Source organism: Metallumcola ferriviriculae, from assembly GCF_035573695.1.
GTDB classification, from domain to species: Bacteria; Bacillota; JADQBR01; order JADQBR01; family JADQBR01; genus Metallumcola; species Metallumcola ferriviriculae.
On record NZ_CP121694.1, the window covers coordinates 26273 to 50835 of the forward strand.

Consider the following 24563-nt stretch of genomic DNA (forward strand, 5'->3'; position numbering starts at 1 on the left):
CGTCTCCTTTGTTTAAGCGTGGGTGGCTGCCGAAGCGGACTTCGCTGTTTCTTTCTGTTGTTTCAACAATGCATAGTCCATGCTGTCCAACAGCGCCTGCCAGCTGGCCTCAATAATATTTTGGGATACGCCTACGGTGCTCCATGAATTATGGGCATCGCGCGACTCGATTAATACCCTTACCTTGGCACCGGTACCGTCTTTTTCGTCTAACACCCGCACTTTATAGTCAGTAAGATGCATCTCCTTAATTACCGGATAAAATTCTTCCAATGCCTTTCTTAAGGCATTATCCAAGGCATTTACCGGACCGTTGCCTTCCGCTGCAGTATGCACCACCTGGTCCTCTACCTTTAGTTTAATCACTGCTTCTGATAAAATATCTTCATTGGTCCGTTTTTCCATCATTATTTTAAATGATTCCAACTGAAAAAGTTCACGGTATTGGTTTGTGGCTTTTTTAATCTGAAGTTCCAATGATGCTTCCGCACCTTCAAATTGATAACCCTGGTACTCCATCTCCTTAATATGCCTAATCAGGTCCCGCGAAACTTCCTTTTCTGCCAGATTATCTATCTTTAATTCTTCAGATTTAAACAGTAAGTTACTAGCTCCACTTAACTCAGATACCAATACCCGGCGTTGATTGCCCACTCGTTCGGGTTCAATGTGCTCATAAGTCTTGCTATCCTTTAATACAGCACTGACATGTATACCGCCCTTATGAGCAAAGGAACTTTTACCAACAAATGCCTGGTTATGTGGTACTGTGGTGTTTGCTATTTCACTTATATAGCGCGAAGATTCCGTGAGCCGCTCCAGATGGCCGGTGGGCAGGCAGTGTTTGCCCATCTTAGTCTCCAGATTGGCTACCACCGAACAAATATTGGCGTTACCGCAGCGTTCACCCAACCCGTTGATGGTACCTTGCACCATTACAGCTCCGGATTTCACCGCTGCCAAGGTGTTGGCCACTGCCATTTCCCCATCATTATGAGCATGAATACCCAGAGGGATCTCCACTGTCTCTTTGACACAGCTGACTGCAGCAGCAATCTCATCAGGCATGGACCCGCCATTAGTGTCGCATAAAGCAAGCCAGTCTGCGCCGCCTGCCGCCGCTGCCCTAATTGTCTCCATGGCATATTCCCAGTTAGCCTTGTAGGCATCGAAAAAATGCTCTGCATCATAGATGACCTCAAGACCGTTTTCCTTAAAGTAAGCCACGGTCTCTCCAATCATGGCAAGGTTCTCTTCCAGAGTGGTTCCCAGTGCTTTCAGTACATGAAGGTCCCAACTCTTGCCAAAGAGGGCAACCGTTTTGACACCGCTCTCCATAACTGCCTGGATATTTGTGTCAGCAGCTACTGCCGTATTGGGGCGGCGGGTACTGGTAAAGGCGGTCAGTTTTGCATGACAAGGGCTTAATTCCCGAGCACGGCGGAAAAACTCCAAATCCTTTGGATTAGAACCTGGCCAGCCCCCTTCAATATAATCTACGCCAAGGTATTCAAGCTTCTGGGCAATTTTCAGTTTATCCTGGACCGTAAGGCTAATGCCCTCGCCCTGCGCTCCATCCCTCAATGTGGTATCAAATACATATACTTTAGCCATTACTCAGCTCACCTCTTAGCCCGGACCACCCACCGGCAATAAACCTGCTGCATTTAGACGGTGGCAGCCGCAAATCTACAATTGCTCTCGCACCAGGGCGCCCATTTCTGTTGTTCCTATCTGCTTGGCACCTGGTGTCATTATATCGCCGGTTCTGTATCCCGCATTTAACACTCGTTCCACTGCATTACGGATGGAATCAGCAGCAGTGGTCATATTAAAGGTTAGCTCCAGCATCATCGCCACGGATAAAATCGTAGCCAAGGGATTTGCCAAACCCTTGCCGGCTATGTCCGGTGCCGAGCCATGGGCCGGTTCGTAAAGAGCAACCTCACCACCGACACTGGCTGAAGGCAGCATACCGATGGAACCGCTGAGCATAGACGCCTGGTCGGTAAGAATGTCGCCAAACATATTCTCCGTTACTATTACATCAAACTGTTTTGGATCGCGCACCAACTGCATGGCACAGTTATCCACGTACATACTTTCCAAATTAATATCAGGGTTATCGGCAGCCATCCTTTGGGCTGTCTCCCGCCACAGACGAGAACTCTCCAAGACATTGGCCTTATCCACCGACATCACTTTGCCCGAGCGCTTTCTTGCCGTTTCAAACGCCAATTTTAGAATGCGCTCAATTTCAGGCGTAGTATAGACCAAAGTGTCTACTGCCTTCTCCCCCATTTCCACCTCTTCACCTGAGAGGGATGTAACGGTGTACGCCTCTCTAAATTTCTCACCAAAGTAGAGGCCGCCGGTAAGCTCACGAATTACCACCATGTCTGTTCCGACAACTATTTCCTTTTTCAGTGCGGAAGCGTCTACCAGTGCCGGATATAAAAAACATGGGCGAATGTTGGCATAAAGCCCAAGTCCCTTACGCAGTGCAAGTAACGCAGCCACTTCCGGCCGCTGGGCCGCAGGAAGGGTATCCCACTTGGGGCCTCCCACAGCTCCTAAAAGCACTGCATCACTCTGCCGGCACATGGCTAACGTCTCATCCGGCAGGGACTTACCTACAGCATCAATGGCCGCACCACCAATCAGTCCTTCTTGCAATTGTAAGTCCAAGCCATGCTTAGCAGCGACCTTTTCTAACACCTTTACCGCTTCAGGCACAATCTCCTGCCCGATACCATCACCCGGCAGCACCAGTATTTTAGCCATTTTGCTTCACCTTTTTCTCTACATATTTCATCAGTCCGCCCTGATCAATTAATTCCTGCATAAATTCCGGGAATGGAACCGCCTGATAGGTTTTACCGCTGGTCAAGTTCTTTATTCTTCCCGATGACGCATCAATCTCTACCCGATCTCCCTCTCCTATATCTCGAGCTGCTTCATCACACTCAAAAATGGGCAGGCCAATATTAATAGCGTTACGATAAAAAATCCGGGCAAAGGACGGTGCGATTATACAAGACACCTTGGCCGCCTTAATCGCAATAGGTGCGTGTTCTCTTGAACTGCCACAGCCAAAGTTTTTGCCTGCTACGATAACATCACCGTCTTGTGCCTTTTTCGCAAACTCTGGATCAGCGTCCTCCATGCAGTGCTTTGCCAAATCCTCAGGGTCGGATGTATTTAGATACCGCGCCGGGATAATGGCATCGGTGTCAACATCATTACCAAACTTCCAAACGTTACCTACAAATTGCACTACAGCACCTCCTCGGGAGCAGCAATATAGCCACATACTGCACTGGCAGCCGCAACTGCCGGGCCGGACAGGTAGACTTCACTTTCCGGATGGCCCATCCTGCCGACGAAATTTCTATTAGTAGTAGCCAAGGCACGCTCGCCTTTGGCCAAAATACCCATATAGCCACCCAGACAAGGTCCACAAGTCGGGGTGCTTACTGCCGCGTTGGCCTGAATAAAGGTGTCAATCAATCCTTCCGCCATAGCCTGACGGTAGATTTCCTGGGTGCCGGGAATAACAATTACGCGGATATCCCGGTGTACCTTCTTCCCTTTAAGCAGTTTTGCCGCCTGCCGCAGATCCTCCAGACGACCGTTAGTACAGGACCCGATTATCACCTGGTCAATCTTCACATCGCCGACTTTGCTGATGGGACGCGTGTTCTCAGGCAGGTGCGGAAAAGCCACCACCGGCTCCAGCGCGGATATGTCGTACTCAATTACTCGGGCATAAGCTGCATCGGGGTCACTCTGATAAAGTTCGTAATCGCGCTTAGCCCGGCGTTTTACATAATCCACAGTTTTGTCATCGGGTGGTATGATACCATTTTTCCCGCCGGCTTCTATGGCCATATTCGCCATAGTCATACGCCCCTCCATTGAGAGGTTATCAATCGCTTCGCCTGTAAACTCCATGGCCATATAGCGCGCTCCGTCCACCCCTATATCGCCAATGGCGTGTAAAATCAAGTCCTTGCCTCCTACCCATGGCTGAAGTTGACCGTTAAAGACAAACTTAATAGTCTCCGGTACTTTAAACCAAGTCTCACCGGTAGCCATGGCTGCAGCCATATCGGTACTGCCTACGCCTGTGGCAAAAGCACCAACAGCACCATATGTACATGTATGCGAGTCCGCACCAATTATCACATCGCCGGGCAGTACCAAACCCTGCTCAGGCAGCAGACAGTGCTCAATACCCATACGACCCACTTCAAAGTAGTTGACGATCCCTTGTTTCCTGGCAAACTCCCTCAGCATTTTGGCCTGCTCTGCGGATTGAATGTCTTTGTTGGGTACGAAATGGTCCGGTACCAACACTACCCGTTCCGGGTCGAAAACCTTTTCTACCCCCAGTTTCTCAAATTCTTTAATGGCAACCGGGGCAGTAATGTCGTTGCCCAGAACCACGTCCACCCGGGCACTAATCAATTCACCGGGCTGGGTTTTTTCAAGGCCCGCATGGCGAGCCAGTATCTTTTCGGTAATTGTCATCCCCATGGTTTTTCCTCCTCTGCTCCATATCGGGAACACAGACGGCAAAAACACGCCGTCTGCATCACCCTATTTTAGAAAAGTTATACGATCCGTTGTAGGTCATCTTCGCCTACTTCAAAGACTAATTTGTTTAACGCATTGATATAGGCCTTGGCACTGGCTTCAATGATATCAGTACTAATGCCCCGACCGATGTAAACTTGGTCAGCGTATTTCAGCTTAGCAGTCACTTCACCGATGGCATCCTTACCGCCGGTAACCGCACTTAAATTATAATACATCAAGGAAACTTTAATGTTGGTCACCTTGTCAATGGCTTTAAATACCGCATCCACCGGTCCTTCACCACATGCTGCTTCTTCTATCAATGTTTCACCATCTGTGATACCCACTGTAGCTGTGGGAACAATACGGTTGCCCGAGGATATGTGCATATGTTCCAGTTGAAATTTCTCCGGAATACGGCGAATTTCCGCCTCCACAATGGCCTCTATATCCTTGTCGCTAATTTCCTTTTTTCTATCTGCCATACTCTTAAACCGGGTAAAAGCTTTATCCAGCTCTGTCTTATCCACTTCAAAACCTAATTCTTCCAGCCGCTGCCGGAAAGCATGACGTCCTGAATGTTTGCCTAAGACGATGTTATTCTGCACCAGACCAATCATTTCCGGGTTCATAATCTCGTAAGTGGTACGTTCTTTTAATACTCCGTCTTGATGAATGCCGGACTCATGAGCAAATGCATTGCGGCCGACAATTGCCTTATTTGATTGAATGCTCATCCCTGTCAAGCTGCTTACCTGCTTACTTGTACGATAAATTTCCTTAGTATTAATTTCCGTATGATAGTCATAGAAGTCCTTACGGGTGTAAAGGGCCATCACCATTTCTTCTAAAGCGGTATTACCGGCCCTTTCACCGATTCCGTTTACCGCACATTCTACCTGCTGGGCGCCATTGGCAATGGCCGCCAGGGAATTTGCCACCGCGAGACCTAGGTCATTATGGCAGTGCACACTTAAAATAGTACGATCAATGTTGGAAACTTTACGTCTTATTGCCGCAATAAATTGCCCGAACTCTTCCGGAGTGGCATATCCTACAGTGTCAGGGATGTTAACCGTAGTGGCACCGGCATCAATCGCTGCCTCAACCACTTGGCAGAGAAAGTCCAAGTCGCTGCGTGAAGCATCTTCCGGAGAAAACTCCACATCGTCGGTATACTGTCTGGCGTGTTTGACCCCTTTTACCGCCAGCTCTAATACTGTTTCCCGAGGCAGCTGAAGCTTATACTTCATGTGAATATCTGAAGTAGCAATAAAGGTATGAATACGGGGTTTTTTTGCGACTTTCACAGCTTCCCAAGCCCGGTCGATATCCTGGGGGTCAATACGGGCCAGGGCCGCGATTGTAGGACCCTCCACATTTTCAGCGATAGTTCGCACCGCCTGAAAATCGCCCTCTGAAGCGATAGGAAAACCCGCTTCAATTATATCCACACCTAATCTGGCCAGTTGCGTAGCAATCTCCAGCTTTTCGTTAATATTTAAACTAACACCGGGAGATTGCTCTCCATCTCGCAGGGTAGTATCAAAGATATAAACTCGCTTACTCACAATCATCCTCCTCCCCGAATGGAAACTGTACCATTTCATCCAGTCCCCTGGCATTAGGTACCATGGGTAATACCAGCTCTCGCTGATCAACGATCACCTCAATGATGGTCAGGCGGCCGTTATTTACCGCCTCGGTGAGAATCGGTTCCACCTGGTCCTTCGTTTCTATCTTTAAGCCCACAGCATCGTAGCACCGGGCCAGGTTGACAAAGTCAGGGTTGCCGGTAAAATCAACCGCGGTATAGCGCCGGTCACAGTAGAAATGCTGCAGCTGACGCACCAATCCCAAACTGCTGTTATTAAACAGCAAAACCTTGATGGGTAGGTTTTGTTCCCGCGCTGTAGCCAATTCCGCCATACTCATCTGAAAACTGCCGTCCCCGGTTACTGAAATTACCAAAGCGTCAGGGTCGGCCATCTGTGCCCCAATGGCCGCAGGAAAACCATAGCCCATAGTTCCCAAACCACCGGATGTCAAGAAAGACCGCGGTCGGGCAAAACGATAAAACTGTGCCGCCCACATTTGATGTTGACCTACATCGGTGGTAACTATTGCCCGATTATTTGTGATTTCGCCTAATTTTTGCATTACGTATTGAGGACGAAGCTTACTGTCATTGCCGTATTGAAGCGGATGCTCCCGGCGCAATTCCTTAATTCTCTCCAACCATTCCGGGTGTTTCTTCTCCTCTAATTTTTCCAGCATCCCAGTAAGAACCAGACGAAGGTCCCCAACAATTGGCACGTCCACTGACACATTCTTACCGATTTCCGCCGGGTCAATATCCAGGTGAATAATCTTTGCCTTCGGGGCAAACTTTTCCACCGCACTAGTAACTCGGTCGTCAAAGCGTACACCAAGACCAATAAGCAGATCTGCTTCCGTTACCGCGTAGTTGGCTACAGGAGTACCGTGCAGACCCAACATGCCCAATGACAGTTCACTGTCCTCGGGAAAGCTGCCCAACCCCATCAATGTGGTAGTCACGGGGATGTGCGCTCGGCGGGCCAACTCCAATAATTCTTCAGTGGAACCGGAGTTTATCACCCCGCCGCCCACATAAATTACCGGCCTCTTCGCCTGTTTGATCAAGGCTAAGGCACGGTTTATCTGCTGAGGGTGTCCTTGATAATTGGGCTTATATCCTCTCATGTCTAATTGCTCCAATGGTTTTGCAGAACAAAGTGCTGCAGCTACATCCTTTGGGATGTCTATCAGAACCGGTCCGGGGCGGCCGGTACGGGCAATATGGAATGCTTCTTTCATTACCTTAGGCAATTCATCTGCCTTTTTTACCAGATAATTGTGTTTGGTAATGGGCATGGTTATCCCGGTAATATCCACTTCCTGAAACGCATCGGTACCAACCATGCTGGTAGCCACCTGCCCGGTGATAATCACCACCGGCACTGAATCCATATATGCTGTGGCAATCCCTGTCACTAGATTAGTCGCTCCCGGCCCTGAAGTGGCCATACAAACCCCGGGGTTACCGGTCACACGGGCATAACCGTTAGCCATGTGTACTGCTGCCTGCTCGTTTCGCACCAAAACATGCTTGATGTCTGAATCCAATAAGGCATCGTATATAGGCAGCACTGCCCCGCCAGGGTAACCATAAATAGTAGTAACATTCTCATCCTGAAGGCATTTAATTAGTCTTTGTGCTCCTGTAGTCCCAATTTTATGTGCACCTCCACATGTTTTTATCCTTGGCCATTTTTAAATTTGGCTCCACGTACCATGGCAATCTTACCGGTACGTACTACTTCGCGAAGACCAAAAGGTCTTAAGGAAGTCTCAATAGCACTGATTTTACCAGAATCCCCTGTTGCTTCAATAATTAATGAATCCCGGCCAATATCCACAATCCGTGCCCTAAATATATCAACTATCTGCATGATTTCCGCTCGGGTATTGGGGTCAGCGTTTACCTTAACCAGCACTAACTCCCGATCTACAAACTGATCCTGGGTAATGTCACTGAGTTTAATAACCTCAACCAGCTTATGCAGTTGTTTGGTCACCTGCTCAATCACTCGGTCATCGCCGTCTACTACAATTGTTATACGGGATATTTCCGGATCTTCAGTATGACCAACGGCCAAACTTTCAATGTTATAGCCCCTGCGGGCAAATAAACCGGCAATTCTGGTCAAAACACCGGGTCTGTTCTCTACCAGTACAGCCAACGTGTGTTTCACCTTTTGCCACCCCCCAGCATCTTATTGATCGCGCCCCCTGCGGGCACCATGGGGAAAACATTTTCTTCTTCATCTACGATAAACTCAATTACGAAGGTACCGGGAGCAGCCATGGCACGCTCCAGCGCCGGTCTTACATCTTCGGGGCGCTCTACCCGCATTCCTTGGGCGCCATAGGCCTCTGCCAATTTAACAAAGTCCGGTCCGCCTTCCATGTGGGTATAAGAATACCTCCGGTCATAAAATAGTTCCTGCCATTGTCGTACCATTCCTAAATAGTGATTATTCAGGATAGCCACCTTTATTGGCAATCCGTATTGTACTGCAGTGGCAAACTCCTGAGAATTCATCTGGATGCTGCCGTCCCCGGCAATGTTAAAGACTACTGAATCCGGATGGGCTAATTGAACTCCTATGGCGGCGGGAAGCCCAAAACCCATGGTCCCCAAACCACCAGAAGAGATAAATCTCCGTGGATACTTGCACTGATAAAATTGCGCCGCCCACATTTGGTTTTGGCCCACTTCCGTCGCTATAAACGCTTCCCCACGGGTAATATCGCAAATTTGTTCTACCACATATTGAGGTTTTATCACTTCATTGTCCTGATCATAATTCAAAGGATGATTCCGCCGCCACTGTTCAACTTTGTCTAACCATGCTTGGTGCTGCCGCGGTTCCACTTCTTTGAGCAAATCCGCGAGAACTTCTCGGACATTGCCTACTAATGGAATATCAGCCCGGATGTTTTTACTAATTTCCGCGGGATCAATGTCCACATGAATGATGGTAGCGTTGGGAGCAAACATATCAAGACGCCCGGTTACTCTATCATCAAAACGAACTCCTAAGCCAATTACCAGGTCACTATCGGTAATGGCGTAGTTGGCATACGCTGTCCCATGCATGCCGGGCATACCCAATGCCAACGGGTGTACATCAGGGAACGCACCCTTGCCCATTAATGTAGTAGTAACCGGTGCATTTATCTTCTCTGCAAATGCAATCAGTTCCTCATGAGCACCGGCAGCAATGATACCGCCTCCGGCATAAATTACCGGCCTTTCCGCCTGATTAACAGCCTTTACTGCCTGAGTTAAGTTAGCTGTAATTCCATTATAAATATATTTATATCCGGGAAGGTTTACCTCCGGCGGATAAATAAACTCGGTCTCCGCGGCAGCAATATCCTTAGGCAGGTCAACTACCACAGGACCAGGCCTACCGGTAGTGGCAATATGAAAAGCTTCCCGCATTATCCTAGCCAAATCCTTTACATCCTTTACCAGGTAACTGTATTTGGTAATCGGCTGGGTAATACCGGTAATATCCGCCTCCTGAAAGGAGTCCTTGCCGATTAAGCCGCTGGCTACCTGCCCGGTAATGGCCACCAATGGTACAGAGTCCATATAGGCATTGGCAATACCGGTAACTAAATTGGTTGCACCAGGTCCCGATGTCGCAAAGACCACGCCGCATTTCCCTGTAGCCCGGGCGTAACCATCTGCTGCATGCACTGCGCCCTGCTCATGACGGGTTAGGATGTGTTTGATTTCTTCTTCTCCGTATAATGCATCATATAAAGATAAAACTGCACCGCCGGGGTAGCCGAAGATTACTTCTACTCCCTCGGCTTTTAATGATTCAACAACAATTTGTGCTCCATTTAAAGTTCTCACTACCGAATCCCCAATTTCTGCCACCTCCATTATTTTTCAAATACCGCACCGGTACTGGCCGATGTCACCAATTTAGCATAGCGAGCCATATATCCGGATTTAATTTTTGGTTCTGGTTTTTGCCAATTACGGCGCCTTCCTTCTAATTCCTCTTCCTCTACCAACAGTTTGATGCTGTTGTTTGGTATATCTATTGCAATAGTATCTCCCTCTTCTACCAAGGCGATAGGTCCGCCTTCAGCCGCTTCGGGAGAAATATGGCCAATGGATGCTCCTCTGGTAGCACCGGAAAACCGTCCATCGGTAATCAGGGCTACCGATTCGCCTAATCCCATACCGGCCACGGCAGAGGTGGGGGTAAGCATCTCCCGCATACCGGGGCCGCCTTTTGGCCCTTCATAACGAATCACAATTACGTCACCTGGTTTAATTTCTTTGGCCCAAATAGCTTTTACCGTTTCTTCTTCAGAATTAAAAACTCTGGCCGGGCCCTGATGGGTAAGCATTTTGTCGGCAACAGCAGCTTTTTTCACCACGGCACCATCCGGGGCCAAATTGCCCCAAAGAACCGCCAACCCACCGCTTTTACTATAAGCCTTATCAAAAGAACGGATAACAGTATTATCCTTATTAGAAGCAGCGGCTACAGTTTCGGCCACCGTACCGCCGGTAACGGTAATCAATTGACTGTTGATAAGCCCTAAATCATCTAATTGTTTCATAACCGCAGGAATACCGCCGGCCTGGTCAAGATCTTCCAAATGGTGCTCACCGGCAGGACTGAGTTTACATAGGTGTGGTGTCTTGGCGCTGATTTCATTAACCTTTTCCAAACTTAACTCAATACCCGCCTCGTGGGCAATGGCGGGAAGATGCAAAATAGTATTTGTGGAACATCCCATAGCCATATCTACGGTGAGAGCATTTTCAAAAGCCTGTTCAGTCAAGATATCTAGGGGCTTAATGTCCCCTTCCAGCATCCTCATGATTTGCATACCTGCCTGCTTGGCCAATCGTTTCCTTGCCGCATGTACCGCGGGTACAGTACCGTTACCCGGTAATCCCAAGCCCAGTGCTTCCGTGAGACAGTTCATGGAATTAGCAGTAAACATACCTGAACAAGAACCGCAGCCGGGGCAGGAATTGTTCTCCACGTCCTCCAATTGTTCACGGGTAATTTTACCTGCTTCATACTCTCCCACTGCCTCAAACACTTGGTTTAAATCCATATCTTTATTATTCAGTCGTCCTACCAGCATGGGCCCGCCACTGATAAATACAGTAGGTACATTAATTCTGGCGGCAGCCATCAACATACCCGGTACTACTTTGTCGCAATTGGGTATAAATACCAAAGCGTCAAAGGCATGAGCCTGCGCCATAACTTCTGCAGAGTCAGCAATTAATTCCCGGCTGGCCAAGGAATACTTCATGCCTTCATGTCCCATAGCTAAGCCGTCACAGACGGCAATAGCCGGAAATTCAAGCGGCGTACCGCCGGCCATACGCACACCAGCCTTAACAGCATCTGCAATTTCACGCAGATGTATATGGCCGGGTACCACCTCGTTGAAAGAATTTACCACACCCACTAACGGGCGATTTATTTCCTCATTGGTAAGCCCAGTGGACTTCAGCAGGGACCGATGTGGTGCGCGATTGATGCCGTCTTTCATTAGTTTGCTTTTCATTAATATCACTCCCATCTGCTGTTTTTATTAATAGATAGGGGGACCATCCAATTTTGTGAGCTCACGAAAATCTGCTATAAGGTTTCTAGTCATTTCCCCGGGCTGTCCATCGCCTATCGCCCGGCCATCTACCTTAACTACCGGAATAACTTCTGCAGCTGTTCCGGTAAAGAAGCATTCATCAGCAATATAGATATCATGACGAGTAAACACCTTCTCACTGACCTTTATGCCTCTTTTCTCAGCCAGCTCCATCACCGAATTACGGGTAATCCCTTCCAAGATGCCTACGAAAGGCGGCGGAGTAATCAGCTCTCCATTTTTAACTATAAAGATATTATCTCCAGTTGCTTCTGCTACATATCCTTCATTATTAAGCATGATGGCTTCGGGAGAATTAGTCATGGTTGCTTCAATCTTAGCCATGATATTGTTCAAGTAGTTTAAGGACTTTACTCTGGGATTCATGGCTTCGGGCACATTACGCCGTGTAGCCACAGTGACAACCTCCAGCCCCTTTTCATATAACTCCTCAGGATAAAGGCGAATACCTGCAGCAATGCAAAATACCAACGAATTAGGGCACTTTCTCGGGTCAAGACCCAGGTCGCCCTTACCACGGGTAACTACTAAACGAATGTAACCATCCCGCAGGTCATTCTTTCGTAATGTCTCCAAAACAACTTCAGTCATTTCCTCATGGGTCAATTCAATTTTCAGCTGAATAGTGCGCGCAGACTCATACAACCGATCAATATGCTCTTTAAGTTTGAATACACGACCGTGATAAGCCCTAATGCCTTCAAAAACACCGTCTCCATAAAGTAATCCGTGATCAAACACCGAAACCTTCGCTGCTTCCTCCTGCACATAGCTACCATCAAAATAAATTACTAATCCCATGAATATAATCCCCCTTTTTATACCCCCACTGCATCTTAAGCTATATCAGCATGACACAAAGGGTAAGTAGTTTAGAATAAAGTATAAAAATAGACCCACAGATAAATCCCAGAGTGGAACCTATCCGCTGAGTCTTTTATCCCCACGGTGTAACATACCTAAAGTATGCCTGTACCGCTCGGTCCAGTCCGGCCACAGGCCGCGGAACCCTAGGTACACTTCCCTCTTTATTAACTTTGACTGTACCACACTAATCAACCTAAAATTTTTTCAGGGTATCTAACAAACTATATAAAAAGGCCCTCTAATCCCATAAAATAGGGACGAGAGGACCCGCGTTACCACCCTGATTGCTGCTTTAAAAATGCAGCCTCTTAATCATGTGCCAGTGACACAGGACGCTGTAACGGGCGTTCGCTTACCCGGCGGCCGCTTACTTTAGCAAAATCAAAGTCCAAGTACCTCATTTGGGCGGCGCAGCTTGGAAGGGATATTACTCAGTAAGTATAATGCCGGGCTTTCACCTAACCCCGGCTCTCTAATATCAGGGACTTACCCGCAACATGTCTTCCTCATTGCCTTTTCAAATTGTGTATTTTAAACATTAGTATACCCAAACACGCAGAGGGTGTCAAGATTAATTTTCGTTAAAATTGATACGAGCAGAAATGTGTAAATCCAGGGCCGGACGCAGATTTTAATCAAAGCTGAGTCGTCTCAGCAGACGATACATATTAGCCGCCATGACTGGAATACTAACTACAAAACAATTTTTATGAAAGGAGAGATTACTAGTGAGCGTGGAAGGATGGGAATATGCATCACTATCTCATAACGCCGTTGACAGGCTGCTGGATCTCGAAAATAGTCTAAATACGATGCAAAAAGAAACCGAACCAGGTGAGGAAGTAGTAGTAATAGCATTTAAAAGAAATCAATAGGTGGTGATACGCAAAATGGCTCTTAATAATATTGCCCGCAACAGCGTCCGCCTGATGCAGGAATTAACTACCATGCCCTTTAGGGCTGCACAAGATATCTGGGCGGGAAGTAACGACGAACAATCATCCACTGCCGGCCGTAATATCAATCGTTCTCTGGGTATTATGGAACAGTTGACCAGTATGCCTTTCCAGGTAGCACTGGATTTATTGGAGCCTAATGGCCGGAGTCAAAAGCAGCAGCAAACTTCTTCAGAACCACACATGCAATCGCAGCTTTACGGTGAAGATAGGGAATTTCACCAAAACTTTCCGCCACAAAGCAAACAATAAGGAGGCGTTACTTTGAAAAATCCTCAGAAAAAAAATAATAAACAAGAAAAGCTAAAACAACACAGTGCCGGAGACGCCGCAGAAACAAAACCTCCATATGACCCCATGGGTACCAACGCGGAATTTGCCACCGAAATCGCAGACGGCAAGAGGTCTAATGTCACTGTGTCGGTAAACCCGCCTGCCTATGTAGGGCGAGGCGGCATGAAAGTTGATCGTGGTGACCCACAAGACAACACTAAAAGTTAAGTTAAGCTTAATTAAAGCTGGTAAGTGTTTAAGTATAGGGCAGAAGCATACTTCTAAATGATATAATTAAAAGGTCGGGCCCCAGTCAGGGAACCCGGCCTTTAAAATTCCTGCAGCCGCCAGCGTATCTTTAAAGAAAGTTGTATTCCTAGAAGATAGAGCGTATCAGTACTTAAATATGTCGCAGCGCTATCATCAAAGACAATGTTCGCAGATGCTGAAAAATCTTCATCACCCGCCCAAATTACCACCCCAAGAGGAATCTTAGGTAACACCGGAATGCTATACCCCGCATCGCCGCTTTTAATAGGAGTACCGCCCATCCCCTCAGCAATACTTTTAAATATTCCCATGTGTCGGCCAAATTTTACTGCTAGCGGGTCAATTGCTTCCTGTTTAAAAAGGGCATAATGGTGCGGCCCACCGGGAAGCTGCATGAAGGAAAGCCATTTGTTCCGCAGGGGAAGGCCACTGGCCCGAGCCAAATAGTACGCCAAAATTTGCTTATCCGCGTTGTTCACATATTCAGCAGGTGAGGTTACCTCACCTTGGGGAAAAGAGACATAATAGCTACGGTTACAGTAGTTCACTGAAAACCTGGACTTTTCTTCGTCAAAGCCCGTACCACTGCATTCTGCCATTAACTTTGGGTCACCAGCCGCCAGCAGCTCAACGGCCTGCCGGTACCCACCTTCATAATTTCCATACACTTCTTGAGACATAAATACACCTACCTTAAAACTTTCCACATTCCGGGAAAATGAAAACCTAACCGCCAAATGCCCACCCCGGCCAGTCTCATATCGTGAGCCAGGGATGCCTTATATCTAATAGCCTGCTCATCCTGATACCATACACTATGCGGGACATCACCGGCCACGTATTCAAAGTATCTTTCGCAATGGCGACGGTGCCAGCGGCTTTCAATGTCATACTTTCGCAACAATTCTATCGCCTGGTGATGCAAAATGGCTTTTCCCTTGCCTTTTTCGGGCCAATCATAACCGTAAAGGGGAACCCCCAGGAAAAGCTGTTGTTTCTTCCAGCCCCTGCTGAGAGCAAAATCCACCACCTGTTCCATCCAGGGCACGGCGGCCACCGGACCCGGTTCCCCTCCCGGCCAATGCAAATCGTAGCTCATCAGTACAACAAAATCGCAAATCCCTGCCAAACCTTTATAATCGTATGCGGTAAACCATGTGGTAGCCGCAGTCTTCGCCGGTAATGCCATACTCACTGAATGGTCCGGCCTTAATGCTTCCGCCAATTCCCGGACAAAGTGATTGAGCAGGGCCGAATCTCCCCCGTAATTTTCAAAGTCCAGGTGTATCCCCGCTAAACTATGGGCCTTGACAATATTTGAACAATTATCCACTAACGCCTGCCTACTAACGGGACTTTCCAGTACCTTTTTCAACATCTCTCCGTCAAAACCCTGCACACCCAGGTTCTGTAACACCGCCAACAGCTCAGTCCCCCGCTCCCTTACGGGCAGTAACTGAGTAAAACCACCCGGGACACATACCTCTCCCGCCTGATTGAGTGTAAATCCCACTACAGCCAAATAATCGATGGTTTTAGCATAATCAAAGGCGGCTCCATTGTCCTTCCCAGGCCAACAATAAGCTAGAATTTTTGTCTGCCGCATAGTGTCACTTCCCTAACCGTTTTACCTTATCATATGTGCATCAGGTCAGGGAAGTGCAGCGAAATTACATAACCATTAACAACCGGAGCAGCCGCGGCAGTTAGATGATGAGCAACCACTACTTCCAGCGGATTCACCTCCGGGTTTACTATAAAGAAAGCCGGTAAATATTTGTTCCGCTTTACCCTCGCATTTTGGGCATGTCACCTTATCCTTTTCAGCTATACTTACCCGTCTGCTGAATTTTTGGCTGCACTGTTGGCAGCGGAAATCATAATTAGGCATAATTTCCTCCTTACAGTATATCTGGCCGTTTGCCCCCCAGAACTTATACTTTCTGACCAGAAAAAAGTGTTACCTCTATTATAAACAGAAAAGGTAACACTCTCAAAAAAAAATGATATTTTTAGCCGAGCAAACGCTTAGGCAGTAACCTTTTCAATGGCATCTACCGGGCATCCCTTAAAACAACGGGCACAGCGTATACACTTATCGTCGTCTATCTCATACCTTTGTTCCTCGTTCACAAATACAGCTTCATCCCTACACTCCGTCACGCAGGTAGCGCAATCCCAGCACTCATCCGCACGAATGACATAATCAAATTTAAATTTCTTAGCCATGTAAAATCCCCCTCCACTGCTTTTTTAAAATATTTCGACAACCGCAGCCAGATTCCTGCCGCCGGCATTAATTATATGCGTTTCCCATAATTCCCAGAAGAACAAAAGCATTTAATGCCTTCCGGCACTTAAAGGTAATGCTTTTGCACCCAAGGGCATTAAGATCGACTAGGCAACAAGTTGCCAAGTCTCTCTATATTCTTACCCAGGGAACCCCTGGGTGCTTTGCACCCGGCCGCCTCACCGACTCGGCGGCGCTCGTACCTTGGCGTCACTTATTCGTGACGCCACTCGCCCTAGGTCGCTTCGCTGTTGCAAAACTCTTAGCAACTTGTTGCTGTAGAGTTTTGGCATGCCCCTTGCGGGTAGACCCTCCTGCATTTAACATAAGGGGGCATGCCCCCTTAAAAACCCCCATGTATCGGAAATTATAAACAACCCATAATTTCCTATACATCAAGTGTAGCATACTATTTTTGCAGGGTACATTTGTTTGGTTTCACCCCGCTAAAGCCAATTATTTTGGGATGACGTAGCTTTAGGTCATCCGTCCATTCCAAAAATTCAACCAATATCGGCAGGTACGGTTTGACCCAATAAATCCCTTTACCACTAGTTTTATTAATAAAAGGGCTGTCTTTTTGGACATTGTTCTTCAAGAAATTGAGCAGTTCTCCTTTTTCCGTACTTTTTAACGCAGCGTTGACCCGGCCAATGTATATCAGTCCGCGTTCTGAAAAAACTCCTAACAGTAATGCCGCTAAGCCACTATTAACAGTGTATCCACCGACCAAACAATTCAGCTGCTGCATCACCTTAATCTTCTGCCACAGCTTATTTTTTCCACCAATTAAATATTTGCTGTGCCTTTCCTTTGCTACTACTCCCTCTAACCCCTGAGTCTTCACTGCTTCAAACAATGTTTCTCCATGTTCGTAAACAACGTCAGTGATTACCAATTGCGAAGATATCTTGATGTTATTTTGAAGTAATGATTGGCGTTCTTCCCAGGACTTGCTCCGAAGTTCTTTACCATCTAGATACAAAATATCAAACAACATATAGCATACCGGGATGCTGCTAACCAAGGCTTTAATTACCCCCGGTGAAGTGGACCAATCTCGACGAATTAGGTCATAAAAATTAGGTTTACCATTACGGAGAGCGATCATTTCTCCATCCAATAAAGCTTCCCTTTTGCCCACTGCCGACTGAATGATTTCCTGCATTTCCGGGTATTGGTCGGTACGCCGGTTTAATCGCTTGTTAAACAGCTCTATTCCCTGCCTTTGTACGTGAGCCAATATCCTCACTCCATCCCATTTTACCTGATAGGCCCAGCGAGGATTATCAAAAATTTCGTCCACTAATACCGGATCCATGGGCTTAAACGGCTTTCCCAACATCATTAAGTATCCCTCCGAGGTTTATCCTGCCCACTATTGATAACAATATCTATAAATGATATAGTGAAGGGGAAAAAATAACCATAACTCAACTGACTTTGTTAGGTGAGGCTCCTGTGTGGAAACAGGCCACTGCCCGGAAACGTCGAGAGACGCCAATGGGTACAACAGGTACTACCGGATTAAGGTTTTACCTAATGTGGCTGGGTTATCCCCTACGCTATACAGTGTCAAAGCTCAACAAGTGAAGCAGGTTTATTTATTGTGCCTTTCACTTGCCGTGAAGGGTTTTTTTGTGCTATTTCGCTTTGATGGGGGTGGTAAAAATGGAAATGTTAAACCTTTTTCGCAGTGCTATCGCTGCTAACAACCGTGAAAGATTAGCGGACCTACTTGAAGAAGTTCAGGCCTTTGACCAGGCGCGCCTATTGTTGGACCTAACCACCGATGAAAGACAAGTTATCTATGGTCTTCTTGGCCCGGAAATGCTGGCAGACATCCTTCAGGAGCTTGATTACGATGAGCAGCTTCCCGTAGTAGAAGAGCTGGGCGTAAAACGCTTTACCCAAGTTCTGAACGAAATGTCCTCTGACGATGCGGCAGACTTGCTGGGAAGCTTTAAAGAAACTCTGGCGGAAAAGTACCTGGGAATGATGCGCCGTGAGGACGCCGACGATGTCAGAGAACTGCTGGCTTACCCCGAGGAAACAGCAGGCGGTTTGATGACCACCGAATATGTGGCCATAAAAAAAGCTTCTACAGTGAAAGAAACCATTGAAAGCCTGCGCCTTATCGCACCCGACGCAGAAACTATCTACTATATATATGTGACCAATAATAAAAACCAACTAGCAGGCGTATTATCCCTGCGTGATTTAATAGTAGCCGGTCCCGGTGAAACCATCGGCAGCATCATGTCCGAAAAGGTGGTTTCAGTGCCCGTAACCATGGACCAGGAAGAAGTCGCTGCAGTGATTGATAAATACGACTTCCTGGCTGTACCGGTAATCAATGATGACAATGTTCTATTGGGAATTGTTACCGTGGATGATGTTTTGGATGTATTGAAGGAAGAAGCCACTGAGGATATTGGCCAGCTTTCTGCAATACGGAAAATTGATGAACTTGAGGTATCCGCCTTTCAATCTGCTAAGCGGCGTTTACCTTGGCTAATACTGTTATTATTTGTAGATCTTTTATCCGGCAACATCATTTCCTTTTTTGAAGTTACTTTGAACCAATTGGTAATCTTGGCCGCCTTTATTCCCTTGATAACGGATATGGCAGGGAATACCGGTACCCAATCGCTGGCGGTGGTGGTCCGGGGTCTTGCCCTGGGGGAATTCACCAGGGAAGATGTGTGGGGAATAGTCAAACGCGAAGCAGGCACTGGGCTTTTAATTGGCACTGTCTGCGGCCTACTGGTAGCTGCTATAGCATTTGTCTGGCAGGGAAATCCCTATCTTGGATTGGTCATTGGTTTCTCGCTTTGGGCGACACTGATTACTGCTACTCTGGCGGGCGCAGTGATACCATTAATTATCAACACCTTCCGAATCGACCCCGCAGTTGCCTCGGGACCATTTATTACCACCATTAACGATATTGTCGGATTGATTATCTACTTTTCCACTGCCACCTTCTTTATGAGCAAACTGATATAAGGTAAGAAGTCATGAAACCCGGCTCCACCGCCGGGTTTTTAATATTACTCTTTGGTTTTACACGAAATCCGCTTCGCATTGGTTTTATTTACCTAAAGGGAATCCCCTATTTAGAGTGAATTAACGAAGGCATATAATTATGCGGAGAGGGGATCTACTTTGAAAAAAATACTGTCATCTATTCTTGTATTGGGTTTTCTTTTTTCCACAACTCTTCCCGCCTTCGGGCAGGAACCACTGAGTATTACATACTTATATGGCAGCTCCAGCACCGGCTACCTGACACAGTTAGAACCACTTCAGGATACATTAAATAATGTAATGCCCGATTACTTCAATATTGATAATAACGGGCAGTTGTCCGTAAGTGTTTCTCGAAATTTTGTCGAAACTGCCCAGGCCAAGGGGTTTAAAGTAATTCCATTTGTCAGTAACCATTTTGATAAGAGTGCCGGCCATCAAGCCCTGCTCAATCAAGATAAGATAGTCACTACCATTACAACCGCCGTAAAGGATTATGACCTGGATGGAATAAACCTGGATCTTGAAAACATTCCAATAGAGGATAAGGAACTGTTCAATAAGTTTGTAAAAAAACTGGCGGCCGAAATGCATCAAATGGATAAGGTCTTATCCATTGCTCTACCGGCAACACAATCTTATCCCGGCATCGGTTGGGTGAAGGCCTATGATTATAAAGTGTTGGCCGAGTTAGTAGACTACATCATAGTGATGACTTATGATCAGCACTGGGAAAGCCCCGGGCCAATAGCAGGGATGACCTGGGTTGAAAAAGTCGTTAAAACCGTACTGCAGACTGTCCCTGCAGAAAAGTTAGTCTTGGGGTTACCTTTTTACGGGCGGTGGTGGATTAACGGTGAAAGGTATAAAGAAGTTGGGCATCAGGGTGCCCTTACTGTGGCTGCTGAATATTTAGCTGAAACAAAGTGGGATGATACCTCACAGTCACCTTATTTATCTTTTCAAGACGCCGAAGGAAACTACCACCAGCTGTGGTTTGAAAATTCCCATAGCTTAGGGTCAAAATTGGAGTTGGTGAACAAATATAATTTGGCAGGGGCCGCCAGTTGGCGCCTAGGTCTTGAAGATTCCGAATTCTGGAATAGCTACCGCCGTTTCCTACGTTCTTTAGGCAGTGAAGATAGAGACCAACCGGCGGACCGGGGCGAACAGCGTCCGGATACGCCTGAACAGGGAAATCCCCCTGATGATAGCGGAAGCTCTCAAGATGGCGGTACCAATAATCCGCCCCCCGAAAACAGTGATACAGACGCAAGCGGCAACACCAAAGCTTCGGATGTTTTTAGTGATGTTTCCACACACTGGGCCGCTGCTGACATCAATTATCTTTATCAAGAAAAACTTGTGGGCGGCTACGACGACGGTACATTTAAACCAAATGCGAGCATAACTCGTGCTGAGGCCACAGCCATGCTAATGCGCTGGCTGAGGCTTCCGGCGGGCCAAGAAAGTAATTTCACGGATGTAGACAGCACATATTGGGCCTATAACGCTATTAACACTGCTGCCACCATGGGAATTGTAGGCGGATATGACGATAATACCTTTAGACCCCGGGCATCAATCTCCCGGGCAGAACTGACCGCCCTTCTTAGCAGAGTGTTTTCCGGCCAAGGTTCTCCCGGTCAAGGGTTTACAGATGTAGAACCAAGTCACTGGGCTTACGAAAATATCATCAACATGCAAGGGCAAAGCCTTATCAGCGGCTACGACGACGGCACCTTTAGACCCCAGTCCCCTGTTACGCGAGCAGAATTCAGTACAATGCTGGCCCGGACTATGCGAAAAAATTCCTAAACTAATATTCTATAAAAGCCACAGTGAAATTTTCACTGTGGCTTTTTAAACCAATAGAAATTTTGAATTACTCATATTCTAAGAAATCTATCCATTTGAGTGCATCAAGATAGGCATTGCGAATATCTTTATAATCAATTTGTAGCTCATCTGCCAAAGGGGCTATTTGATCCCAACTGTTAAGCTCATAATTTTTTATTATCCCTAGAATGGTGTTAAATTTATTTTGCTCACCCAGCAGCGCATCCTTAACCTTATCAGGCAGCAGCACCTCATTTAAAACCTGTTCAATCGGCCGCCCAATTAAGACATCTATCAAGGAAAAGAGCCCCATCAAAAAAACATCTGCAGATTGGTCCTTTAAACTTGTTTTGGCCGCAAGTAATTCGCCAAACCTTGCTCGGATTAGTGACGTTTTTATCACTTCATCGGGTTTATCACTGCCAATGAGACTTAAAGCTACAACCGCAAGCCACTTCTTTATTTCGACCTGGCCTAGGATTACCATCGCCTCTTTAATGGATTCAATCTTTCTTTGAAAACCAAAAACGGCTGAATTAATATATCTAAGCATCTTATATGTCAACGACACATCCCGCAGAACAATGGCTTCAACATTATCAAATTCCATGTCAGCCCGGCTGACCTCTTCTAGAAGTTTCAAGTAATGCGCCTTAACTCCCGAAATTTCCTTTGATGAAATCAAAATCGGCTTGCAGAAAAAGTAGCCTTGAAAGTATGTATAGCCCAGGTCCACCGCTTCATTAAACGCTTCCACCGTTTCGATCTTCTCTGCTAAAAATTTGACGTTATATTTCCCTAGGCGAGGGACAATGTCCCTCCGTTCCTCAGGGGAAGTGGATAAAAAATCTATTTTAACTATGTCTACTATTTCAAGCAGCTCCTCAAATCCCGGCTTATAGACAAAATCATCCAATACCAAGAAATAACCTAATGCTTTCAGCCGATTACAAACTTTAATAACATCCTCTGATGGCAGAACACTTTCTAAGATTTCTACCCCGATTAGCTCCTTGGGCAGAATGGTTACCACTTCGTTTTCCAATAAGTTTGCAGTAAAGTTTATAAAGGCCCGTTTACCCTCGGTCACTTCGTTGATACCGATATTATAAAAGCTGTTGGTTATAACCCCGGCAGTTGCCTGATCCAAGTTCCGACTGCCTAATTGGAACCAGTTATTCTCATTAGCCCGAAATAGAAGCTCATACGCAAAAACCTGCTGTTCCTTATCAAATATTGGCTGCCTGGCCATAAAAACATCCATCATTTTGCCCCCATTTCGTACACCAAGGAAGTAATTGACTTAATATTACAAACTTTTAGATGCTATTTACACATTAATTTATCAGTACCTTTTTTTCGACTTAACATTTCAGTATTCGACATTTTCATGGGTATTTTTAGACTGCAAGAACCACCGCATCTTTTATTTGCATAAAAGCATGCGGTGGTTCTTGGTCATCCAAAACTATTTAGTTAATAGTACTCAAGATTATTCTTCACTAATGGTAACCTTATTCATGACATCTCCTTGACTAATCTGGTCAACCACATCTAGGCCAGCAATAACTTTACCAAAGACCGTATGCTTCCCGTCAAGATGAGGTTGTGGCTCATATACGACAAAAAATTGGCTGCCGCCGGTATTAGGTCCACGGTGGGCCATGGACAATGATCCTCTCTCATGCTTATGGGGGTTGCCTTTGGTTTCACAAGGTATGGTATACCCGGGACCGCCTGATCCGTTGCCCTCCGGGCATCCACCCTGGGCCACAAATCCTTCTATAACCCTGTGAAACTTAAGCCCATCATAAAAACCTTCCTTAATCAGCTTTTCAAAGTTTGCCACCGTCCCTGGTGCTTCCTTCTCAAATAGCTCGATCACAACTTGCCCTTGGTCCATTTCAATAGTTGCTTTTTTCACCTTAATTCCTCCTAGTATAATGTCTTTTAAAAATTTTTCCCTGCACCAAAATTTCTACCCATCATGCCTTCTTTAATAACTTTCCCCGATGGTAAACAGAAGCAACCCGGCTGAAAGCAGCAGCATCATCCAGGGGATTACCGTGTACAATTACAAAACTGGCTGTGTACCCTGGTGCTAAATCGCCTAATTTTCCCAAGCCCGTAACCTCCGCCCCATTGCGGGTTGATAAAGTCACCAATTCTCTGCCGCTATAGCCGGCTTTATGCAGGTAACTAAGTTCCTGATAATAGCTTGCCCCATGGGGCACCCCAGGGGCACCGGCATCAGTCCCAACCGCGACATTTATGCCCAATTGCCGGGCCAGAGCAATCGCTTCAATGTGAGTCTCGCATGTTCGCTCTATTACCGTCCGATCTTCCCCGGGGCGGTCAAACTTTAGCCTGCCACCGGCAGCTACTACCGTAGGCACCCAAGATACCTCTTTGTCAGCCATCTTTTTAATTGTCTCCCGGGTGACGAAAAAGCCGTGTTCCACTGAGTCAACCCCAGCTTCCACTGCCATATCAACGGCACTTGCACCGCTGGCATGAGCCATTACCGGTAGCTGCCGCCTATGTGCTTCAGCAACCACGGCTTTAATAAAATCCACATCAAACTGGGGCCTGCCTACCTTACCATAATTTGTAAAACTCACCAACCCGGAAAGCACTACCTTCAGTTGATCTGCGCCAGCTATGACCAAATCATCCAATATCCGCTGTACTTCAGTCAAAGTGGATACACCATAGCCCAAAAAGGACCCGTAACGTCCCTGCTCACTGATTGCCCGGCCGCAGGCGACAATCTCAGGTCGAGGCCTGGGAAATTCTTTTGCCTTTAGACCAATGGCCTGGGCATCGCTGCCATCCCGAATACCCACTACCCCAGCGGCCAATGTATTAAGCAGCTCTCTCGCCACCATAGGCTTCCAGGCCTCATTGGACTGCCACCGTGCCAGCGATCGGTGAAAATCTTCACCATCAAGCGCCAGGTGAACATGGCAGTCTATTAATCCTGGCAGCATCGTGGTTCCCATCGGCAGCACTTCGGTTTCATTGCCCAGCAATTCCTTATCCACTCCTGGGCTAAGACTATGTACTTTCCCATCTGCTATTTCCAGCAGAGCATTGTTCAGTAATTCCCCACTACCCGTCAAGAGGCGGGGAGTAAAAATCTTCTGCATAGATTTAACCCCTCATAAAAACTCTTCATATAAACAACAGCAGGTTCTGCCAATCAATAT

Annotated in this window: 23 protein-coding genes, 1 riboswitch and 1 other annotated feature; of the genes, 5 read left to right on the forward strand and 18 right to left on the reverse strand. The window is 46.8% G+C overall.

Translation table 11 applies throughout. The features are described from left to right. Positions 1-12 precede the first annotated feature (12 nt). From cimA to ilvE, 10 genes are all read right to left on the reverse strand, one after another. Entirely contained in the window at positions 13-1614 is a 1602-nt protein-coding gene (gene cimA / locus MFMK1_RS00110) for a citramalate synthase (protein ID WP_366923168.1), read from the reverse strand. 75 nt (positions 1615-1689) lie between these two features. Continuing rightward, entirely contained in the window at positions 1690-2784 is a 1095-nt protein-coding gene (leuB, locus tag MFMK1_RS00115; protein ID WP_366923169.1) for a 3-isopropylmalate dehydrogenase, read from the reverse strand. Then, on the reverse strand, positions 2777-3277 hold the full coding sequence (gene leuD, locus MFMK1_RS00120) for a 3-isopropylmalate dehydratase small subunit (protein ID WP_366923170.1): 501 nt from the start codon (positions 3275-3277) through the stop codon (positions 2777-2779). Before leuD ends, leuB begins: the two co-directional genes overlap by 8 nt. After that, positions 3277-4539, reverse strand: a complete 1263-nt coding sequence (leuC, locus tag MFMK1_RS00125) for a 3-isopropylmalate dehydratase large subunit (protein WP_366923171.1) — start codon at positions 4537-4539, stop codon at positions 3277-3279. The genes leuD and leuC overlap by 1 nt, the downstream gene beginning before the upstream one ends. 77 nt (positions 4540-4616) lie before the next feature. Then, positions 4617-6152: a 2-isopropylmalate synthase gene (locus MFMK1_RS00130; RefSeq protein ID WP_366923172.1), complete on the reverse strand. Its 1536-nt coding sequence runs from the start codon at positions 6150-6152 to the stop codon at positions 4617-4619. Beyond that, positions 6145-7836, reverse strand: coding sequence for a biosynthetic-type acetolactate synthase large subunit (gene ilvB, locus MFMK1_RS00135; protein ID WP_366924978.1), 1692 nt, complete (start codon positions 7834-7836; stop codon positions 6145-6147). The genes MFMK1_RS00130 and ilvB (MFMK1_RS00135) overlap by 8 nt, the downstream gene beginning before the upstream one ends. 23 nt (positions 7837-7859) lie before the next feature. Beyond that, positions 7860-8357 carry an acetolactate synthase small subunit gene (gene ilvN / locus MFMK1_RS00140; protein ID WP_366923173.1) on the reverse strand — a complete coding sequence of 166 codons (498 nt, stop codon included), beginning with the start codon at positions 8355-8357 and terminating at the stop codon, positions 7860-7862. Continuing rightward, positions 8354-10036 carry a biosynthetic-type acetolactate synthase large subunit gene (gene ilvB, locus MFMK1_RS00145; protein WP_428846281.1) on the reverse strand — a complete coding sequence of 561 codons (1683 nt, stop codon included), beginning with the start codon at positions 10034-10036 and terminating at the stop codon, positions 8354-8356. The genes ilvN and ilvB (MFMK1_RS00145) overlap by 4 nt, the downstream gene beginning before the upstream one ends. Positions 10037-10065: 29 nt before the next feature. Beyond that, complete coding sequence (ilvD, locus tag MFMK1_RS00150; protein ID WP_366923175.1) at positions 10066-11727, reverse strand: dihydroxy-acid dehydratase; 1662 nt, start codon at positions 11725-11727, stop codon at positions 10066-10068. A gap of 27 nt (positions 11728-11754) precedes the next feature. Next, positions 11755-12630 (reverse strand): branched-chain-amino-acid transaminase, encoded by an 876-nt coding sequence (gene ilvE / locus MFMK1_RS00155; protein WP_366923176.1) that lies wholly within the window; start codon positions 12628-12630, stop codon positions 11755-11757. Positions 12631-12946: 316 nt separating this feature from the next. Then, positions 12947-13215, reverse strand: a binding site (T-box leader). A gap of 209 nt (positions 13216-13424) precedes the next feature. On the opposite strand from ilvE, the gene MFMK1_RS00160 reads away from it, so the two are divergent. The 3 genes from MFMK1_RS00160 to MFMK1_RS00170 are packed head-to-tail and all read left to right on the forward strand — an operon-like array spanning position 13425 to position 14153. Beyond that, positions 13425-13571, forward strand: a complete 147-nt coding sequence (locus MFMK1_RS00160) for a hypothetical protein (protein WP_366923177.1) — start codon at positions 13425-13427, stop codon at positions 13569-13571. A 15-nt stretch (positions 13572-13586) separates the two neighbouring features. Further along, on the forward strand, positions 13587-13904 hold the full coding sequence (locus MFMK1_RS00165; protein ID WP_366923178.1) for a hypothetical protein: 318 nt from the start codon (positions 13587-13589) through the stop codon (positions 13902-13904). Between the two features lie 12 nt (positions 13905-13916). Continuing rightward, positions 13917-14153, forward strand: coding sequence for a hypothetical protein (locus tag MFMK1_RS00170; protein ID WP_366923179.1), 237 nt, complete (start codon positions 13917-13919; stop codon positions 14151-14153). Between the two features lie 101 nt (positions 14154-14254). Here MFMK1_RS00170 and MFMK1_RS00175 read toward each other — a convergent pair whose 3' ends face one another. The 5 genes from MFMK1_RS00175 to ligD form a co-directional block, all read right to left on the reverse strand. Next, positions 14255-14875, reverse strand: a complete 621-nt coding sequence (locus MFMK1_RS00175; RefSeq protein WP_366923180.1) for a DUF3786 domain-containing protein — start codon at positions 14873-14875, stop codon at positions 14255-14257. An 8-nt stretch (positions 14876-14883) separates the two neighbouring features. Continuing rightward, positions 14884-15801, reverse strand: coding sequence for a glycosyl hydrolase family 18 protein (locus MFMK1_RS00180; RefSeq protein ID WP_366923181.1), 918 nt, complete (start codon positions 15799-15801; stop codon positions 14884-14886). A 75-nt stretch (positions 15802-15876) separates the two neighbouring features. Continuing rightward, positions 15877-16086: an FmdB family zinc ribbon protein gene (locus tag MFMK1_RS00185; protein ID WP_366923182.1), complete on the reverse strand. Its 210-nt coding sequence runs from the start codon at positions 16084-16086 to the stop codon at positions 15877-15879. Between the two features lie 137 nt (positions 16087-16223). After that, the gene (locus MFMK1_RS00190; RefSeq protein WP_366923183.1) at positions 16224-16424 is read right to left on the reverse strand and encodes a 4Fe-4S dicluster-binding protein; all 201 of its coding nucleotides are present in this window, start codon (positions 16422-16424) and stop codon (positions 16224-16226) included. 470 nt (positions 16425-16894) lie between these two features. Continuing rightward, positions 16895-17833: a non-homologous end-joining DNA ligase gene (gene ligD, locus MFMK1_RS00195; RefSeq protein ID WP_366923184.1), complete on the reverse strand. Its 939-nt coding sequence runs from the start codon at positions 17831-17833 to the stop codon at positions 16895-16897. A gap of 87 nt (positions 17834-17920) precedes the next feature. Beyond that, positions 17921-18086: riboswitch (M-box (ykoK) riboswitch) on the forward strand. Between the two features lie 70 nt (positions 18087-18156). On the opposite strand from ligD, the gene mgtE reads away from it, so the two are divergent. Both mgtE and MFMK1_RS00205 read left to right on the forward strand, forming a co-directional pair. Next, complete coding sequence (gene mgtE, locus MFMK1_RS00200; protein ID WP_366923185.1) at positions 18157-19494, forward strand: magnesium transporter; 1338 nt, start codon at positions 18157-18159, stop codon at positions 19492-19494. Between the two features lie 159 nt (positions 19495-19653). Next, positions 19654-21333, forward strand: coding sequence for an S-layer homology domain-containing protein (locus tag MFMK1_RS00205; protein WP_366923186.1), 1680 nt, complete (start codon positions 19654-19656; stop codon positions 21331-21333). A gap of 67 nt (positions 21334-21400) precedes the next feature. Here MFMK1_RS00205 and MFMK1_RS00210 read toward each other — a convergent pair whose 3' ends face one another. The 3 genes from MFMK1_RS00210 to MFMK1_RS00220 all read right to left on the reverse strand — a co-directional run bounded on the left by MFMK1_RS00210 (position 21401) and on the right by MFMK1_RS00220 (position 24503). Then, positions 21401-22618: an EAL and HDOD domain-containing protein gene (locus MFMK1_RS00210; RefSeq protein WP_366923187.1), complete on the reverse strand. Its 1218-nt coding sequence runs from the start codon at positions 22616-22618 to the stop codon at positions 21401-21403. 228 nt (positions 22619-22846) lie between these two features. Next, positions 22847-23278, reverse strand: a complete 432-nt coding sequence (locus tag MFMK1_RS00215; RefSeq protein WP_366923188.1) for a peptidylprolyl isomerase — start codon at positions 23276-23278, stop codon at positions 22847-22849. A 61-nt stretch (positions 23279-23339) separates the two neighbouring features. After that, positions 23340-24503, reverse strand: coding sequence for an amidohydrolase family protein (locus MFMK1_RS00220; protein WP_366923189.1), 1164 nt, complete (start codon positions 24501-24503; stop codon positions 23340-23342). Positions 24504-24563: the final 60 nt, after the last annotated feature.